Source organism: Pseudoduganella rhizocola (genome assembly GCF_045984285.3).
Classification (GTDB): Bacteria; Pseudomonadota; Gammaproteobacteria; order Burkholderiales; family Burkholderiaceae_D; genus Rugamonas.
In genome coordinates, this window is sequence record NZ_JBJQIK030000003.1 from 1 (window position 1) to 17,032 (window position 17,032).

Genomic DNA, 17,032 nt, shown 5'->3' on the forward strand with positions numbered 1-17,032 from the left:
GTTCCGTGCTGATCTACAAGACGCCGGATGCAAGCCTGATGGGGCAGGGGCTGGCGTCCACCATCGACCTGCGCACCCTGCGCCCGCTCGACTTCGGCAAGCGCGTGCTGGCCGCAAGTGCACGCAAGGAGCGCATCGGCTTCGAGTCCGGCGCGGAGCTGGGCAAGGGCCACCGCAAGACGCTGACCTACGTCGACCAGTTTGCCAACCGCACCATCGGTATCTCCCTCGGCATCACTTCCATGAAGCAGGACAACGGCGGCGAACTGAAATTCGACAGCTGGGGCGCCTACCTGCCGGAGATGCAGTACAACGGCCAGACGGTAAAGGCCATCGGCGGTTTTATGGCCGAGACTTCGCGCCGCAGGCAGGACCGCGACGGCGCTTCGCTCACGCTGCAATACAAGCCGAACCAGAAATTCCGTTCCACGCTGGACGTGTTCTATTCGCGTGGCGAGGAAAGCACGAAGAAGACCGGCATCGAAGGCGCCATCGCCTTCGGCACCGGGCCTTATGATCCAAACGCCACGCTTACCAACGCCACCATCAGCAACGGCATCGTCACCAGCGGCACCTTCAGCAACTACAAGGCCGACGTGCGCAACCACGTTTTCAGCAACAAGGACAAGCTGCTTTCGCTGGGCTGGAACAATGAACTGAAGCTGGACGAATGGCGCCTGGAAGCCGACCTGTCGCATTCGAAGGGCGTGAAGAACATCAGCAACTACGAGACCACGGCGGGCCAGCCGGGCAATGTTCCGGAGAGCCAGCTCGGTTCCATCACCTATACCGGCTTCAATGGCACCAACTTCTCCGAAGTGCAGTATAAGCCGAGCCTGAACTACAGCGACCGCAACGTGGCGGTGCTGACCGACGTTGCCGGCTGGGGCGGCGGTCCCAATACGCCGCAGGCGGGCTATGTAGCCCTGCCGCGCATCGACGACAAGGTGCAGGCCGCGCGCTTGTCCGCACACCGCGAACTGGAGTGGGGGCCGGTCATCAACCTGCATGTGGGAGCCAACTTCACCAAGCGCGACAAGGCGCGTTCGGGCGAGGAGGGCCGCCTTTCCATCCTCAACGGCGACGGCTTCGCGAGCAAGCCGGTGCCGGGCAGCGATATCGCCATCGCAGGGCCTACCGGCATTCCGGTGGTGTCCTTCGATCCTACCGGCTCGCTGGGCACCATCTATGGCCTGAACCGCTGGGTGGACGCCACCGTCCTGTCGCGTAACTGGACGGTCGACGAGAAAGTGGCCACCGCCTACGTGATGGGCGACCTGGATGGCAAGCTGTTCTCGCTGCCCTATACCGGCAATATCGGCCTGCAGGTCGTGAACACGAAACAGCACGCCACCGGCAACCAGGTGGATCTGGCCAAATGCACCGGCATCACCGTCGATACCTGCCCCTATGCCGTGAAGGAGGGCGGCACCGACTACACGAACGTGCTGCCGAGCGTGAACATCGCCTTCGACCTGGGCAAGGAACAGTACCTGCGTTTCGGCGCGGGCAAGCAGATCTCCCGTGCGAACCTGGACAATATGAAGGCCAGCATGGACTTCGGCCTGCAGAGCGCCACCTCCACGGCGCCCGCGCTGACCGGCTTCGCAGGCAATCCGGAGCTCAAGCCATACTCCGCACGCTCGGTCGACCTCTCGTATGAGAAATACTTCGGCAAGCGTGCCTACGTATCGCTGGCGGCCTTCTACAAGAAGCTGGATAACTACGTGATCAACGCGCCCCGCGAGTTCGACTTCGGCCCCTACGCCAGCGCCACCACGCCGCTGCCGCAGACCGGCCCCTTCGCGGGTTCCACCGTTGGCTTCCTCACCAAGCCGGAGAACGGGCAGGGCGGCAATATGCACGGCTTCGAACTGGCGGTGAACATGCCGTTCTCGATGCTTACTTCGTGGCTGGACGGTTTTGGCGTATCGGCCAACCATTCCTACACCAGCAGCTCGGTGCGGCTGCCGACCAGCGCCTTTGTGACGAAGAACAATGCCCCGGTATTCAGGGACCAGGTGTCCGAGATCGGCCTGCCAGGCCTGTCGAAAAACGTCAGCAGCCTGCGTCTCTACTACGAAAAGCATGGCTTCCAGCTGGCCTGGGCGGCCTACAAGCGTTCGGACTTCATCGGCCAGATCCTGGACTACCGCAGCGACTCGCAGTTCACCTTCATCAAGGGTGAAACCATCGTGGACCTGCAGGCCGCCTATGAATTCCAGAGCGGCTGGCTGAAGGGCTGGTCGGTCTTCATCCAGGGCCACAATATGACGAACGAGCCGTTCCGCGAGTACACGAACGACCCGAACCAGATCACCAATACCGTCACCTATGGACGCACATATTCGGCTGGTCTGTCCGTAAAGTTCTGAGTTATGCTGCACAGGGCCGCCGCGCAGGCGGTGGCCCCTTTCCGACCATTTCACCCGCGAGTTTATGAAAGCAATCCTGCGACGCCTTGCCCTGGCGTCCCTCATGCTGCTGGGCGCCGCCGCCAATGCCGCTCCCGACCCGTATCAGCCGCAGCCCTATGTGCGTTTCGAGCATGCCGAATGGTCGCGCAATGCCAGCATCTACCAGATCAACACGCGCCAGTTCACGCCCGAAGGCACCTTCCGGGCGGCGGAAAAGCAGCTGCCAAGGCTGAAGGAACTTGGTGTCGATATCCTGTGGCTGATGCCCATCCATCCCATCGGCCAGCAGAACCGCAAGGGCACGCTGGGCAGTCCTTACGCGGTGAGCGACTACCGCGCCGTGAATCCCGAATTCGGCACGCTGGAAGACTTCCGCCATTTCGTGGCTGCCGCGCACAAGCTTGGCCTGCAAGTCATTCTCGACTGGGTGGGCAACCACACGGCGTGGGACAGTGTGCTGTTCAAACAGCATCCGGAATGGTACGAGCGCGATGCAGACGGCAAACCGCATCCCACGCCGTGGTATGACTGGGACGACATCATCGACCTCGATTACAGCAAGCCGGCGCTGCGCCGCTATATGGCCGAATCCATGCTGTACTGGGTGCGCGACGTAGGCGTGGACGGCTACCGCGTGGATGCGGCCGGCCTCACGCCGCTGGATTTCTGGGAGCACGTAAGCCGTGAACTGCGCAAGGTAAAGCCGGTCTTCATGCTCGCCGAATGGGAAAGCCGCGACCTGCATGCCAACGCCTTCGATGCGAGCTATGCCTGGACCTGGTGGGATGGCCTGAAAGCCATCGCTGAGGGCAAGGCGGATGCCAGCTCTCTTAACACCTACTATGCGTGGAACGAGAAGTTCTATCCGAATCAGGCCTACCGCATGCTCTACACCACCAACCACGACAAGAATGCGTGGGAGGGCACCGAGTTCGAGATCTTCGGTCCTGCTGTGGACAGCGCCATCGTGTTCTCCTTCATCAGCGAAGGCATTCCCATGATGTACAACGGGCAGGAAGCGGGCAACCGCAAGCGCCTGGAATTCTTCGAGCGCGATCCCATCGCCTGGCAGCCTTCGCCTTACGAAGCGCTATACAGAAAGCTGCTGGCCCTGAAGAAGCAGAACACGGCGCTGTGGAACGGCCAGTGGGGCGCTTCCATGCAGCAGGTGCAGAACGCCCAGCCGAAGCAGGTGTTCAGCTTTGTGCGCCAGAACAGCAAGGACAAGGTATTCGCCGTGTTCAACCTGTCAGCCAAGCCGGTGCAGGCCTGCTTCAAGGGCGTGCGTCATTACGGCCGCTACCGCGACTTCAGTTCGGGCGAAGCGGTGAGCATCGGCGCGGAAAGCCAGCTGGACATGGCGCCGTGGAGCTACCGTATCTTCGTGCAGTGAGGCCATGATGCAGCAGAACATTCGTAATGTGGTGATCGTTGGCGGCGGCACGGCCGGCTGGATGACGGCGGCGGCCTTGTCGCAGCTGCTTGGACCCAAGATCTCGCTGCGGCTCATCGAGTCGGATGACATCTCCACAGTCGGCGTGGGCGAATCCACGATCCCGATGATCCGCCTGTTCAACAAGGTGCTGGGCATCGATGAAGATGAGTTCATGCTCGCCACCAAGGCCACCTTCAAGCTCGGCATCGAGTTCCGCGACTGGGGCAGGCTGGGCGACAGCTATATGCACGGTTTCGGCAAGTTCGGCCAGGACCTGGAAACACTGAACTTCTACCAGTACTGGCTGCGCATGCACCTGGCAGGCAAGGCGCCGGATATCGAGCGCTACTCCATCAACCGCATGGCCTCGCAGCAGAACCGCTTCATGCGCGCCGATCCCTCCGCAGGCAATTCGCCGCTGGCCGAGATTACGCATGCCTTCCACCTGGATGCAGGTCTGTATGCCGCCTACCTGCGCCGCTATGCCGAAGCGCGTGGCGTGGTGCGCACGGAAGGCAAGGTGCTGGATGCGCAGCTGAGGGCGGACGGCCATGTGGAATCCGTGCGCATGGAAAATGGCGCCGTCATTGGAGCTGAACTGTTCATCGACTGTTCCGGCTTCCGTGGCCTGCTGATTGAACAGACCTTGAAAACCGGTTTCGAAGACTGGACGCACTGGCTGCCCTGCGACCGCGCCTGGGCCGTCCCTTGCGAGCTGGCGGCTGACCTGCCGCCCTACACGCGGGCATCCGCACGGCCTGCGGGCTGGCAATGGCGTATCGGCCTGCAGCACCGCACCGGCAATGGCCACGTATTCAGCAGCCGCTATATGAGCGATGACGAGGCGGCGGGCATTTTGATGGGCAGCCTTGACGGCAAGCCGCTGGCCGAGCCGAAAATGCTGCGCTTCACGGCGGGCAAGCGGCGCAAGGTGTGGAACAGGAATGTGGTGGCGATCGGCCTGTCCTCCGGCTTCCTGGAGCCGCTGGAATCGACCAGTATCCACCTGATCCAGTCCACCATCGCGCGCCTCATCAGCTTCTTCCCGGACCAGGAGTTCTGCCAGGCCGATATCGACGAATTCAACCGCCAGTGCGATTTCGAAGTGGAGCGCATCCGCGACTTCCTGATCCTGCACTATCACGCCACCGAGCGCAACGACACGCCGTTCTGGGACTACTGCCGCACGATGGATATCCCTGACACGCTGCGCGCCAAAATGGACCTGTGGCGCAACCGTGGCCGCATCGTCCGCCTTGCGGATGAACTGTTCGCCGAAGTCGGCTGGCTGCAGGTCCTGCACGGGCAGCGCATCCGCCCGCGGGGCTACCACCCGCTGGTGGACCTGCAGAGCGAGGAGGACATTGGCCAATACCTGCAGGACATCGAACATGTTATCGCGCAGTGCGTGAGCGTCATGCCCAAGCATGCCGACTTCGTCGCCAATATGCGCGCCAGCCACGAAAGAAAGAGCAAGTGAATATCACTCCAACGAATATCCGCTGGCTGTCCAGCTGCTGCATGATGGTCGGCCTGTACGCCAGCAGCGGGGCCTGGGCCAACGAGATCCTGGCGACCGTTACCTCGCCCGGCAAGGTGCTGAGCGTGACCGTGCAGCGCGCCAGCGACGGCCGCCTGGCCTATGAAGTGCAGCGCAAGGGCAAGCAGCTGATCGCGCCGTCGCGGCTCGGATTCCTGCTCAGTAATGCGCCGCCGCTGGACAGCGGCTTCAGCCTCGATAGCCAGAAGGTGACGAGCCACGATGACACCTGGGAACAGCCGTGGGGCGAGCGCCGCTACGTGCGTAGCCGCTACCGCGAGCTGCGGGTGGACGTGGTCCAGAAGGACAAGCTGAGCCGCCGCCTTGCCATCGTGTTCCGCGTGTTCGATGACGGCATCGGCTTCCGCTACGAATTCCCGGCGCAGCCGCAGCTGGCCGAGGTGAAGATCACCGACGAGCTGACGGAGTTCGTCGTCGCGCCGCCCGCGACAGCGTGGTGGCAGCAGGCCGGGGAAGTGTGGGCGCTCGAATACCCTGTCCAGAAAAGCCGCCTTGATGAAGTGGGCATGGCGAATACCCCGATGACGATCCGCACCAACGACGGCACGCACATCGCCTTCCATGAGGCGGCGCTGGTGGATTATGCCTCCATGTGGCTGCGCAAGGTGGAAGGGCAGAAGCTGCGCGCGAACCTGGCGCCATCGGCATTCGGCCCCCCGGTGCAGCGGCAGGCGCCATTCACCACGCCGTGGCGCACCATGCAGATCGCCGACAGCGCGCCGGGACTTTACATGTCGGACCTGATCCTGAACCTGAACGAGCCCAATAGGCTGGGCGACGTGTCGTGGGTCAAGCCGTCCAAGTTCGTCGGCGTGTGGTGGGAGATGCACCTGGAGAAGAGCAGCTGGGGTTCCGGCGAGCGCCATGGCGCCACCACGAAGAACACCAGGCGCTATATCGATTTCGCTGCGAAGCACGGCTTCCGCGGGGTACTGGTGGAAGGCTGGAACCTGGGCTGGGACGGCAACTGGTCCGGCAGCGGTTCGGAATTCAGCTTCACGAAGGCTTACCCGGATTTCGACCTTGAAGGACTGGCCGCCTATGCGGCGAAGAAGGGCGTGCGCCTGATCGGCCACCATGAAACGGGCGGAAATGTGGCGCGCTACGAAAAGGAGATGGACGCGGGCTACCAGCTGTATGCGCGGCTGGGCGTGGACAGCATCAAGTCCGGCTACGTGACGGACGCTGGTGCAGCCGTGTACACGGGCCCTGACGGCAGCACGCACTTCGGCTATACCGACTCGCAGGAAGGCGTGCGCCACTTCCAGAAAGCGGTGACGGAAGCGGCGCGCTACAAGATCGCCATCGATACCCATGAACCGGTGAAGGACACCGGTCTGCGCCGCACCTACCCGAACTGGCTCACCCGAGAGGGGGCGCGCGGCATGGAATATAACGCCTGGGGCAATCCGATCAACAGCGTGGACCACGAGGCGAACCTCATCTTTACGCGAATGCTGAGCGGCCCGATGGACTACACACCCGGCATCCTGAGCCTGGAAGGCGTAAAGGGGCGGCCGATTAATTCCACGCAGGCCAAGCAGCTGGCGAGCTTCGTCGTCATCTATTCGCCCATCGTGATGGCGGCGGACCTGATCGAAAACTACGAGAAGTATCCCGGCCCCTTCCAGTTCATCAAGGACGTGCCGACCGACTGGGCGGACACGCTGGTGATTAACGGAGAGATGGGCGAGTTCGCGACCATCGCGCGCAAGGACCGCAACTCGGAGAACTGGTATGTGGGCGCTGTTACCGACGGCTCGGCGCGCACGCTGGACCTGCCGCTCAGCTTCCTCGACCCGCAGCGCAGCTACACCGCGGAAATCTATCGCGATGGCGACAAGGCCGACTACCGTAATGCGCACCGCTTCGACATCGTCATCGAGAAGAAGCAGGTGCGGGCGTCGGATACGCTGAAACTCAGGCTGGCGCCCGGTGGCGGCCAGGCTATCCGGCTGGCGCCTGCGCCGTATTGAACGCCAGCTGGTCGGCAAAGGCCCGCTGATACGCCGGCCGCGCTTCGCCGCGCGCAACGTAGGCCGCGAGGCTGGGGAATTCGTTCAGGATGCCGGATGGCCTGAGCCTGAGCAGCACGGACACCATCACCAGGTCGCCCGCGCTGAAGGCGCCGTCCAGCCATTCGGCATCGCCCAGCCGCGCTGCCAGCTGGTTCAGGCGATTGCGGATGCGGTCTGCAATCAGCGGCATGCGTTCCCTGGTCCAGGCCTTGTCGCCCTCCTGGAATTTTGCGGTGCCAATCTCCAGGATGGGCGGCTCCACAGTATTCAGTGCGGCGAACATCCAGGTGATGGCGCGCGCCCGGCTGTTGGGCTCCTCCGGCAGCAGGCCGGCATGGTGCGAAGCGATGTGGAAAATGATCGCGCCCGACTCGAACAGCACAAGCCCGTCTTCCTCATAGGTTGGGATCTGGCCGAAGGGATGAAGGGCCAGGTGGGCGGGCTGCTTCATGGCCTCGAACGATACCGGGCGAACCTGGTAGGCCAGGCCGGCTTCCTCCAGCGCCCAGCGCACGCGCGTGTCGCGCGCAAGGCCCATGCCGCCGTCCGGCGACCGTTCAAAAGCTGTAATGGTGATATTCATCGTGTTCTCCCGGCAGTGTTTTATTGACGACGAACGGCGTGCCGCCGGATCGACATGGTGTTGAAGATTTTTTGAACACGCTTGCAATACTTTCCAATTCGTGAAACTATTGAGCCTTCAACAAGGAGGCTCATTATGCGGCTCACACTGTATTACCACCCGCTGGCATCGTACTGCCACAAAGTGCTCATCGCGCTTTACGAGCATGGCATCGCTTTCGAAGGGCGCAATATCGATCTGGGCAGCGCGGAGGACCGCGCGGAACTGGAAGCAGTGTGGCCTTTCACGCGCTTCCCGGTGCTGCGCGACCACGGCCGGGAACGCGATATTCCAGAGTCCAGCTCCATCATTGAGTACGTGGACCAGCTCTACGGCGGCACACAAAAGCTGGTCCCGGCCGGTTGGGAACAGGCGCATGAGGTGCGCCTGTGGGACCGTATCTGTGACGGCTATGTGCATACCCCGATGCAGGCCATCGTGCTGGACCGGCTGATGGGCAGCAAAGGAGATACTGGCAAGGACCGCGCAACGCTGCACACGGCGTACCGCCTGCTGAACGAGCGTATCGGCAGCCGCGAATGGCTGGCCGGCGATACATTCACCATGGCCGACTGCTCCGCCACGCCATCGCTGTTTTACGCCGCTACGCTGGAGGCGATTCCGCCTGATGCGCCGCACCTGGCCGCCTACTACAAGCGCCTGATGGCGCGGCCTTCGGTGCGCCGCGTGCTGGAAGAAGCCAGGCCTTACTTCCACTTCTATCCCTTCGCTGAAGCGCTGCCCGAGCTATGAAAGCGCCCAACCTGGACCTGCAGTTTCACGCACTGTCGGACGCTACCCGGCGTGCGCTGGTTGAGCGGCTGAGCCATGGACCCACGTCGGTAACGGAGCTCGCCGAGCCCATGGCGGTGTCGCTGCCAACGGTGCTCAAGCACCTGGCCATCCTGGAGGCCGGATCCATCGTCATCTCGGAAAAGCAGGGCAGGGTGCGCACCTTCCGCGTGGCGCCAAATGCCTTTGCGGACCTTGAGCGCTGGATGGACGAGCGCAAACGCATGTGGAACCGGCGTTTCGACAAACTGGAACAATATCTCGACGGGGAATCCTCATGACTGGCAGCTCCACCATTCATTCCACTTTCGTCATCGAACGCGATTTCAAGGTGCCGCCGGCGAAGGTGTTTGCATCCTGGGCCAGCGTGGAAGCCAAGCGGATATGGATGTCCTGCGACGATGCGGCGGTAACGCAGAGTTTTGAAATGGACTTCCGCCCGGGCGGGCGCGAGACCAACAGCGTGGCCTTCCCGGGCGGCGAGATGCACCGCTTCGACGGCTACTACCTGGACATCGTGCCCGGCCGCCGCATTATCTACGCCTTCGACATGCACGTCGGTGCGAAGCGTATTTCGGCTTCGCTGGCGACGGTGGTTTTCGAAGCGCAGGGCAGCGGCACGAAGATGATCTTTACCGAGCAGATCGCCTTCCTCGACGGCTACAGCGACCGCGAGGAACGTATTCGCGGCACGGAGATCGGGCTGGATAAACTCGTGCTAAGCCTGATGCCCAATCAGAACCAGACCCAGTAAATCGCGGTCAGGATCACGAGGATCACGGCGGAACCGGCCATGAAGCCCGGGCTGACGCGGAACATGGCCGGGTCAACTTTTTCCTCAGGATGTGCTTCGCGGCGCGGCCATAGCAGGCTGATAACGGCCATGCCCAGCAGGACGGCAACGAACACCACCATCATGCGGTCCATGAAGGGCATCTCATACACGCCTTCGGCATTCGGCACCGCGAAACCAATCGGCGCCAGGCCGGAGAGGTCCATGAAGGCCGGCAGGAACTTGAGCAGCACCGACAGCAGGAAGCCGCCGATGGTGGCGAACATCGCCGCGGCAGACGTGGTGCGCTGCCAGAAGAAGCCCATCACGAACATGGCCAGGATGCCCGGCGAAACGAAGCCCGTGTATTCCTGTATGTACTGGAAGCCGCCTTTCTTGTCGATGCCCATGAAGGGGGCGATCAGGAAGGCCGCAATCATCGACACCAGTACGGTAACGCGGCCGATCCACACCATTTTCTGTTCGCTGGCAGCTGGGTTCACGCGCTTCTTGTAGATGTCCAGCGTGAAGATGGTGGCGATGCTGTTCGCCTTGCCCGCCAGCGAAGCCACCACGGCGGCCGTCAGCGCGGCGAAGGCCAGGCCTTTGAGACCGGTCGGCAACAGGGCAAGCAGCACAGGATAGGCGCGGTCGGTATTCAGTTCGCCGCCCACCAGCATGCCGGCGCCAAGGCTGCCGTTCTGGTGCAGCACGAAGGCGGCAATCCCCGGCAGTACAACGATCACGGGCATCAGCAGCTTGAGGAAACCGGCGAACAGCAGGCCTTTGCGCGCGGTTTCAAGGTTAGCGCCCAGTGCGCGCTGGGTAATGTACTGGTTGCAGCCGAAGTAGCTCAGGTTTGCGATCCACAGGCCGCCAATCAGCACGCTCAGGCCCGGCAGGTCCAGGTAGTTCGGGTTGTCGCGCGCCAGCACCATATCGAAATGGCCGCCGGCTTTCTGTGTCAGCAGGGAGAAGCCGTGCACCACGCCGCTGCCGCCGTCGCTGGCGGCAACCAGGTTCAGGGCCAGCCAGGTCGTCACCAGGCCGCCGATCACGAGCACCAGCACCTGGATCACGTCGGTGTAGCCGATCACCTTCATGCCGCCCAGCGTAATCACAATGGCGAACAGCGCGAGGAAGATCATGCAGGGCACCAAGCCCAGGCCGGATACGCTGCTGATGGCGATCGCGCCCAGATAGAGGATGGAAGTCAGGTTGACCACGATGTAGAGCGCAAGCCAGAACACCGCCATGATGGTGGCCACGGTGCGGTTGTAGCGCTGCTCAAGGTATTGCGGCATCGTATAGATGCGCTGCCTGATATAGACCGGCATGAAGAACACGGCTACCACGATCAGCGTGGCCGCCGCCATGAATTCATAGGCCGCAATCGCCATGCCGATCTTGAAGCCGGCGCCGCTCATGCCGATGAACTGTTCGGCCGAGATATTGGACGCAATCAGGGAAGCGCCGATGGCCCACCAGGTCAGCGAGCCTTCGGCCAGGAAGTAATCGTGGGTGGAGGAACTGGTGGCGGCCTTGCGTTTGCGGTAGATCCACAGGCCGTAGGCGGAGACGGCGATGAAATAAACGAAAAAGACCAGCGTATCCAGCGATGTGATGGGACTCATAAAATTTTCGATCTCCTGTTTGCGCGCTGCCGCACGCTATGTTTTTCACAATGTTAAGGGCTGATCCATCTTCGCGGGTATGTGCCTTTGCGCCGCAGGTATATCGTTGAGGCATAGATTGACGCTTCAGCAGCCTTGCCATAAGATCAGTTCATGAACTTATCGTCACACCGATTCCTGCGTTCCCGCCTCAAAACCCGCCATTTGATCCTGCTGGTGGAACTTGGCCGGCACGGCTCCATCCTGCATGCCGCCGAAGCCGCGGGGCTTACCCAGCCCGGCGCCTCCAAGCTGCTCAGCGAACTGGAAGACACGCTGGGCGTTACCCTGTTCGAGCGTTTGCCGCGCGGCGTTGCACCCACATGGTACGGGGAAGTGATGATCAGGCGCGCCGGGGCGGCGCTGGCGGAGATGGAGGCGGCGCACCAGGAAGTGGTGCTGGGCGCGGCAGGCGTCGGCGGCCGGGTAACGCTCGGCACCGTGATGACGCCATCCACCGGCCTCGTGCCCGCTGCCGTACAGCTGCTCAAGGAGCGCCACGCGCAGGTGCAGGTTTCCATCAGTGTGGACACCAGCAAGGTGCTGGTCGAAAAGCTGCGCAGCGGCGACATCGATATCGTCATCGGGCGTATCCTGGATCCGGCGCTGGCGCAGGAACTGAATTTCGAACCGCTGGCGGAGGAGGTGCACCGCCTCGTGGTGCGGGCCGGCCATCCCTGGCTAGGCCGCACCGAACTGGCGGTGGAAGAACTGGCTGCGGCGCCATGGATCCTGCCGCCGCCCGGCATGCTGCGCGACCGCCTTACGGCGATGTTCATCTCGCATGGCGTGCGCGAACCGGTGGACAGCATCGAAACCATGGCGCTGTCCGTGATTCCGCTGCTGCTGATGGGCAGCGACCGCGTGGTGGCGCTGCCGGAAGAACTGGTGCTGCCCTACCTGGAATTCGGCACGCTGGCGGTGCTGCCGGTGGGCCTTGATATCCGCCTTGACTGCTATGGCATCGTCACCCGCCGCCAGCACCATCTCGCGCCGGCAGCGGAAGCCATGGTCCAGGCATTACGTGAAAGTGTGCGGCAGGGGCCGCGCAATGCATAACGAATGAATATAACTCGACGCCGACTTTGCATGGCGGCCGCCTTCGCGGCTCCGGTAGCATGGTCGTTTCCACTTCAGAACCGTTCTCCCATGAGTAAAGAATTCCAGGCCACCCTTGTGTGGCAGGCCGGCGCGGAACTTGGCGAGGGCCCACTGTGGGTGCCTTCGCAAAAGCGCCTCTATTTTGTCGATATCAAGGGCCGCCGCCTGCTGGCGCATGAGCCTTCATCCGGCCGCAATCTCAGCTGGCCCTTACCCGATTTCGTGTGCTGGATCGTGCCGCGCAGCGACGGCGACGGCTTCATGGTGGGCCTGCGCGACCGCATCGTGCGCCTCTGGCTGGAGCCGGAGCTGCGCATGGAGCCCATTCCTGCCCAGCCTTCGCTGCTGCCGAACGGCCGCCTGAACGACGCCAAGGCTGACATGCATGGCCATATCTGGCTTGGGTCGATGAACAATATCGAGCCGGAGCGCCCCGAGGGGCAGCTGTGGCGCCTGGCGCCGGACGGCAGCCTCGCGCTGCAGGATCGTGGCATCCATATCTGCAATGGTCCGGCTTTCAGCCTGGACGGCCGCACCATGTATCACGCGGACAGCCTGCGCGGCGAACTGTTTGCATATCCCGTCGATCAGGGGGGCATCAGCGGCGAAAAGCGCCTGTTCCGCAAGTTCGACGGCGACCGGGAAGGCTGGCCGGACGGCATGACGGTGGACGCCGAAGGCGGCCTGTGGGTGGCGCAGTGGGGCGGCGGGCGCGTTTGCCGCTACCTGCCGGACGGCACGCTGGACATGACGGTGCGCGTACCCGTGGCGCAGCCTTCGTCCTGCACCTTCGCCGGACCGGGCCTGCGCACGCTTTACATCACGTCTGCCTGGCAGGGCCTTTCGGAAGACGCCCGCAAGCAGCAGCCGCTGGCCGGTTCGCTGTTCTCGGTGGAGCTGCCTGTGGCAGGCCGTGAAGCCGCCGCATACAAGTCGGTATAGCTCCCCGGTTTTTATTCATAAGTCATTTGCCTATGGCGACGGTAAGCTCTGCCTACTGTTTGCTATAGGTGTTATGACATGAAAATTACGAAGCTGACGACCTACCGTGTGCCTCCGCGCTGGATGCTGTTGAAGATCGAAACGGATGAAGGCATCACGGGCTGGGGGGAGCCAGTCATCGAGGGCAAGGCGCGCACGGTGGAAGCGGCCGTGCATGAACTCTCGGACCTGCTGATCGGGCAGGATCCTTCCCGCATCAACGATTTGTGGCAGGCCATGTACCGCGGCGGCTTTTACCGTGGCGGCGCCATCCTCATGAGCGCCATCGCGGGTATCGACCAGGCGCTATGGGACATCAAGGGCAAGACCCTCGGCCAGCCCGTATGGCAGCTGCTTGGCGGCCTGGTGCGGGACCGCATGCAGGCCTACAGCTGGGTGGGCGGCGACCGCCCGTCCGATGTGGTGGCCGGCATCCGCACCCTGATGGACATCGGCTTCACCACGTTCAAGATGAACGGCACCGAGGAACTGGGCATCATCGATACCAGCACCAAGATCGACGCCGCCGTGGAGCGCATCGCTGAAATCCGCTCCATCTTCGGCAACCGCATCGAGTTCGGCATCGACTTCCATGGCCGCGTGGCGGCGCCGATGGCGAAGACCCTGCTGCGCGAGCTGGAGCCATACCGCCCGCTGTTCGTGGAAGAGCCGGTGCTGGCCGAGCAGGACGAATACTACCGCCGCCTGGCCGAAACCACGGCCATTCCGCTGGCGGCCGGGGAGCGCATGTACTCCCGTTTCGAATTCAAGCGCGTGTTCGCGGATGGCGGTATATCGATTGCGCAGCCCGACCTGTCGCACGCCGGCGGCATTACCGAGTGCGTGAAGATCGCTGCCATGGCCGAAGCCTACGATATCGCGCTGGCGCCGCATTGCCCGCTTGGGCCCGTGGCGCTGGCGGCCTGCCTGCATGTGGACTTCGTATCGCACAACGCCGTGCTGCAGGAACAGAGCATGGGCATCCACTATAACAAGGGCGCCGAATTGCTGGACTACGTGGTGAACAAGGATGACTTCCGCCTGCGCGACGGCTACTTCGCCCCGCTGATGAAGCCGGGCCTCGGCGTTGAAATCAACGAGGACGCGGTGATCGAAGCAAGCCGCAATGCCCCCGACTGGCGCAATCCGCTGTGGCGCCATGCCGATGGCAGCGTGGCGGAATGGTGAGCACCATGGCTTTGCTGGGTGTCGACTGGGGGACGACCAACCGCCGCGCCTACCTGCTGGACGAGCAGGGCAACTGCGTGCGCCGGCACGAGGACGAGAAGGGCATGCTGGCCGAACGCGGCCGCTTTGCCTGGTCGCTGGCGGCCTTGCGCTCGGCCATCGGCGCTCCCGCCGAAGTGCCGGTGATCCTGTCCGGCATGGTGGGCAGCGCGCAGGGCTGGCAGGAAGTGCCGTATCTTGCGGACGCGGTGGCGCTGGAAGCCTTGCCGCACCATCTGGCGCCGGTGCGCGAAATGGCCGGCTGTTTCATCGTGCCGGGCTATATGCGGCGCGGCCAGGTGTCCGACGTGATGCGCGGCGAAGAGACGCAGATGCTGGGCGCCCTTTGCCTGGGCCATGGCGACGGCTGGTATCTGCTGCCCGGCACGCACAGCAAATGGGTGCGCATCGAGAACGGCCGCATGGCTTACTGGTCCACCTTCATGACAGGCGAGCTGTATGCGATGCTGTCGCGTGACGGCACGCTGTCCGCGCTGCTGCAGCAGTCCGCGCCGGAAGACGAGGCGGATTTCGAAGCCGGCCTGGCGCTTGCGCAGCAGGGCCTGCCCCTCAGCCATGCGCTGTTCACGGTGCGCGCCGCCGTCGTCAGCGAAGCGATGGGCGCCGAACGTGCGCGCGGCTATGTCAGCGGGCTGCTGATCGGCAGCGAGTTCGCCGCCATCGGAGGCACGGAAAGCCGTCCTTCAGCGGTGAGGGTGCTGGCATCCGCGGGACTGGCGCCGCGCTACCTGCGCGCCGCCGCGCATTTCGGCCTGCAGGCCACCACGCTCGATCCACACCAGACCTACTGCGCTGCACTGGCGCGCTTTGCAGCCGAAGGAGCAGCTTATGTACGATGACCGGAAACGCCTGCCGCTGGTGGCGATCCTGCGCGGCCTCACTGCTGCGGAAGCCCCGATGGTGGGCAAGATATTGCTGGATGCCGGTTTCCGCATGCTTGAAGTGCCGCTGAACCGCCCTGGCGCGCTGGACGCCATTGCCACGCTGGTGGCGCAGGCGCCGGCCGATGCGCTGGTCGGCGGCGGCACCATGCTCAGTATCGCCCATGTCGACCAGGTTGCCGCCGCCGGCGGCCGCCTGTTCGTGGCGCCCGACTGCAAGCCTGCCGTGATTACCCATGCCCGCAATGCCGGCATGCTGTGCGCTCCCGGCGTTGCCACGCCAACCGAGGCCTTCGCCGCGCTGGATGCGGGCGCGCATGCGCTGAAACTGTTCCCGGCCGAGATGGTCGGCAGCGCCGGCCTGAAGGCCATGGCCACCGTGCTGCCTGCAGGGACGCCAATGTGGCCGGTTGGCGGCGTTACGCCTTCCTCCATGGCCGCATGGCGTGCGGCGGGCGCCACCGGATTCGGCATCGGCTCCGCGCTCTATACGCCGGGCGTGACGGAAGCTGAGCTGGAGCGCCGCGCGCGCGGATTCGTGGCGGCCTGGCAGGACGCCGCATGAAGATGGCGCGTCCCGAGCGGCGCCGCCAGCCTTTGAAGATCGGTCTGGTCGGCCTGGGCAAGATCGCCGTCGACCAGCATATCCCGGCGATTCGCGCCAACCGTAACTGGGAGCTGGTGGCCGGCTGCTCGCCGAGCAGCCGCATCGACGGCCTGCGCTGCTATACCTCGATGGAAGCGATGCTGGCAGAACATCCCGATATCGACGCCATTTCGCTGTGCACGCCGCCGCAGATCCGGCAGGCGCTGGCGAAGCAGGCCATCATCGCGGGCAAGCATGTGTTCCTCGAAAAGCCGCCGGCAGCCACGCTGGGCGCGGCCGAAGCCATCCGCGAACTGGCGCAACTGCACGGGGTGTCGCTGCTGGCCAGCTGGCATTCGCGCTTCGCACCCGCGGTGGAAGCGGCCCGCGCGTGGATCGCCGACCGCGAGCTGTCCTCGGTGCGCATCGCATGGAAGGAGAACGTGCGCGAATGGCACCCCGGCCAGAGCTGGATCTTCTCGGCCGGCGGCAGCGGGGTGTTCGATCCCGGCATCAACTCCCTGTCCATCCTCACGCACCTGCTGCAGCATACCGTCATCGTGCGCAAGGCCGACCTGCACGTGCCGGAGAACTGCGCGGCGCCCATCCGCGCCGAGCTGGAAATGGTGACGGACCACGGCCTGCCGATCCGGGCCGAATACGACTTCCTCGAAACCGAAAACCAGACCTGGAGCATCTTTGCCGAGACTCTCGAAGGAGAGAGGCTGGCCCTGCACAAAGGCGGTACCCTGCTGGAGCTGAATGGTAAAGTGGTGCTCGATGGCGTGGACGCGGAATACGACGGACTTTACGCCCATTTTCACGAACTGATTCGCAGCGGGCGTTCCGACGCAGACTTTGGGCCGATGCGTATCGTCGCCGATGCCTTCATGATAGGAACCCTGCTGCCTGCACCTGCTTTTGTTGAGTAGATAAAAAGGGAGA

At 63.4% G+C, this 17,032-nt stretch carries 15 protein-coding genes; 13 read left to right on the top strand and 2 right to left on the bottom strand.

Translation table 11 applies throughout. The annotated features are described in order from the left end of the window. The 4 genes from ACJRPG_RS07250 to ACJRPG_RS07265 all read left to right on the top strand — a co-directional run. Positions 1-2,375, top strand: a 2,375-nt coding sequence (locus ACJRPG_RS07250; RefSeq protein WP_407999392.1) for a TonB-dependent receptor, incomplete at its 5' end; no start/stop codon positions are given. A gap of 64 nt (positions 2,376-2,439) precedes the next feature. Then, the gene (locus ACJRPG_RS07255) at positions 2,440-3,810 is read left to right on the top strand and encodes an alpha-amylase family glycosyl hydrolase (RefSeq protein WP_407999393.1); all 1,371 of its coding nucleotides are present in this window, start codon (positions 2,440-2,442) and stop codon (positions 3,808-3,810) included. Between the two features lie 4 nt (positions 3,811-3,814). Then, positions 3,815-5,332 (top strand): tryptophan halogenase family protein, encoded by a 1,518-nt coding sequence (locus tag ACJRPG_RS07260; protein ID WP_407999394.1) that lies wholly within the window; start codon positions 3,815-3,817, stop codon positions 5,330-5,332. Further along, complete coding sequence (locus ACJRPG_RS07265) at positions 5,329-7,389, top strand: glycoside hydrolase family 97 protein (RefSeq protein WP_407999395.1); 2,061 nt, start codon at positions 5,329-5,331, stop codon at positions 7,387-7,389. The genes ACJRPG_RS07260 and ACJRPG_RS07265 overlap by 4 nt, the downstream gene beginning before the upstream one ends. Here the strand turns inward: ACJRPG_RS07265 and ACJRPG_RS07270 are convergent. Continuing rightward, positions 7,361-8,014, bottom strand: coding sequence for a glutathione S-transferase family protein (locus tag ACJRPG_RS07270; protein ID WP_407999396.1), 654 nt, complete (start codon positions 8,012-8,014; stop codon positions 7,361-7,363). The genes ACJRPG_RS07265 and ACJRPG_RS07270 overlap by 29 nt on opposite strands. A 135-nt stretch (positions 8,015-8,149) precedes the next feature. Between ACJRPG_RS07270 and ACJRPG_RS07275 the strand changes: the two genes are divergently transcribed. Genes ACJRPG_RS07275 through ACJRPG_RS07285 form a run of 3 tightly spaced genes read left to right on the top strand, consistent with a single transcriptional unit; the run spans position 8,150 to position 9,599 of the window. Beyond that, positions 8,150-8,806, top strand: a complete 657-nt coding sequence (locus ACJRPG_RS07275; RefSeq protein WP_407999397.1) for a glutathione S-transferase family protein — start codon at positions 8,150-8,152, stop codon at positions 8,804-8,806. Continuing rightward, the gene (locus tag ACJRPG_RS07280; RefSeq protein ID WP_407999398.1) at positions 8,803-9,126 is read left to right on the top strand and encodes an ArsR/SmtB family transcription factor; all 324 of its coding nucleotides are present in this window, start codon (positions 8,803-8,805) and stop codon (positions 9,124-9,126) included. Before ACJRPG_RS07275 ends, ACJRPG_RS07280 begins: the two co-directional genes overlap by 4 nt. Then, complete coding sequence (locus ACJRPG_RS07285) at positions 9,123-9,599, top strand: SRPBCC family protein (RefSeq protein WP_407999399.1); 477 nt, start codon at positions 9,123-9,125, stop codon at positions 9,597-9,599. The genes ACJRPG_RS07280 and ACJRPG_RS07285 overlap by 4 nt, the downstream gene beginning before the upstream one ends. Here ACJRPG_RS07285 and ACJRPG_RS07290 read toward each other — a convergent pair. Next, positions 9,581-11,251 (bottom strand): sodium:solute symporter family transporter, encoded by a 1,671-nt coding sequence (locus ACJRPG_RS07290; protein WP_407999400.1) that lies wholly within the window; start codon positions 11,249-11,251, stop codon positions 9,581-9,583. The genes ACJRPG_RS07285 and ACJRPG_RS07290 overlap by 19 nt on opposite strands. A gap of 153 nt (positions 11,252-11,404) precedes the next feature. Between ACJRPG_RS07290 and ACJRPG_RS07295 the strand changes: the two genes are divergently transcribed. The 6 genes from ACJRPG_RS07295 to ACJRPG_RS07320 all read left to right on the top strand — a co-directional run bounded on the left by ACJRPG_RS07295 (position 11,405) and on the right by ACJRPG_RS07320 (position 17,019). Next, the gene (locus tag ACJRPG_RS07295; RefSeq protein ID WP_407999401.1) at positions 11,405-12,349 is read left to right on the top strand and encodes a LysR substrate-binding domain-containing protein; all 945 of its coding nucleotides are present in this window, start codon (positions 11,405-11,407) and stop codon (positions 12,347-12,349) included. Between the two features lie 90 nt (positions 12,350-12,439). After that, complete coding sequence (locus ACJRPG_RS07300) at positions 12,440-13,333, top strand: SMP-30/gluconolactonase/LRE family protein (RefSeq protein WP_407999402.1); 894 nt, start codon at positions 12,440-12,442, stop codon at positions 13,331-13,333. Between the two features lie 78 nt (positions 13,334-13,411). Then, positions 13,412-14,560 carry a galactonate dehydratase gene (gene dgoD / locus ACJRPG_RS07305; protein WP_407999403.1) on the top strand — a complete coding sequence of 383 codons (1,149 nt, stop codon included), beginning with the start codon at positions 13,412-13,414 and terminating at the stop codon, positions 14,558-14,560. 5 nt (positions 14,561-14,565) lie between these two features. Then, entirely contained in the window at positions 14,566-15,459 is an 894-nt protein-coding gene (locus ACJRPG_RS07310) for a 2-dehydro-3-deoxygalactonokinase (protein ID WP_407999404.1), read from the top strand. After that, complete coding sequence (locus ACJRPG_RS07315; RefSeq protein ID WP_407999405.1) at positions 15,449-16,066, top strand: 2-dehydro-3-deoxy-6-phosphogalactonate aldolase; 618 nt, start codon at positions 15,449-15,451, stop codon at positions 16,064-16,066. The genes ACJRPG_RS07310 and ACJRPG_RS07315 overlap by 11 nt, the downstream gene beginning before the upstream one ends. Continuing rightward, entirely contained in the window at positions 16,063-17,019 is a 957-nt protein-coding gene (locus ACJRPG_RS07320) for a Gfo/Idh/MocA family protein (protein WP_407999406.1), read from the top strand. Before ACJRPG_RS07315 ends, ACJRPG_RS07320 begins: the two co-directional genes overlap by 4 nt. Positions 17,020-17,032 lie beyond the last annotated feature (13 nt).

Excerpts from the sequence above, each read along its gene's own strand:
- ACJRPG_RS07285 (WP_407999399.1), top strand. The coding sequence starts at position 9,123 with ATGACTGGCAGCTCCACCATTCATTCCACTTTCGTCATCGAACGCGAT.
- ACJRPG_RS07310 (WP_407999404.1), top strand. The coding sequence starts at position 14,566 with ATGGCTTTGCTGGGTGTCGACTGGGGGACGACCAACCGCCGCGCCTAC.
- ACJRPG_RS07290 (WP_407999400.1), bottom strand. The coding sequence starts at position 11,251 with ATGAGTCCCATCACATCGCTGGATACGCTGGTCTTTTTCGTTTATTTC.
- ACJRPG_RS07280 (WP_407999398.1), top strand. The coding sequence starts at position 8,803 with ATGAAAGCGCCCAACCTGGACCTGCAGTTTCACGCACTGTCGGACGCT.
- ACJRPG_RS07320 (WP_407999406.1), top strand. The coding sequence starts at position 16,063 with ATGAAGATGGCGCGTCCCGAGCGGCGCCGCCAGCCTTTGAAGATCGGT.
- ACJRPG_RS07270 (WP_407999396.1), bottom strand. The coding sequence starts at position 8,014 with ATGAATATCACCATTACAGCTTTTGAACGGTCGCCGGACGGCGGCATG.
- ACJRPG_RS07295 (WP_407999401.1), top strand. The coding sequence starts at position 11,405 with ATGAACTTATCGTCACACCGATTCCTGCGTTCCCGCCTCAAAACCCGC.
- dgoD (WP_407999403.1), top strand. The coding sequence starts at position 13,412 with ATGAAAATTACGAAGCTGACGACCTACCGTGTGCCTCCGCGCTGGATG.
- ACJRPG_RS07260 (WP_407999394.1), top strand. The coding sequence starts at position 3,815 with ATGATGCAGCAGAACATTCGTAATGTGGTGATCGTTGGCGGCGGCACG.
- ACJRPG_RS07300 (WP_407999402.1), top strand. The coding sequence starts at position 12,440 with ATGAGTAAAGAATTCCAGGCCACCCTTGTGTGGCAGGCCGGCGCGGAA.
- ACJRPG_RS07255 (WP_407999393.1), top strand. The coding sequence starts at position 2,440 with ATGAAAGCAATCCTGCGACGCCTTGCCCTGGCGTCCCTCATGCTGCTG.
- ACJRPG_RS07315 (WP_407999405.1), top strand. The coding sequence starts at position 15,449 with ATGTACGATGACCGGAAACGCCTGCCGCTGGTGGCGATCCTGCGCGGC.
- ACJRPG_RS07275 (WP_407999397.1), top strand. The coding sequence starts at position 8,150 with ATGCGGCTCACACTGTATTACCACCCGCTGGCATCGTACTGCCACAAA.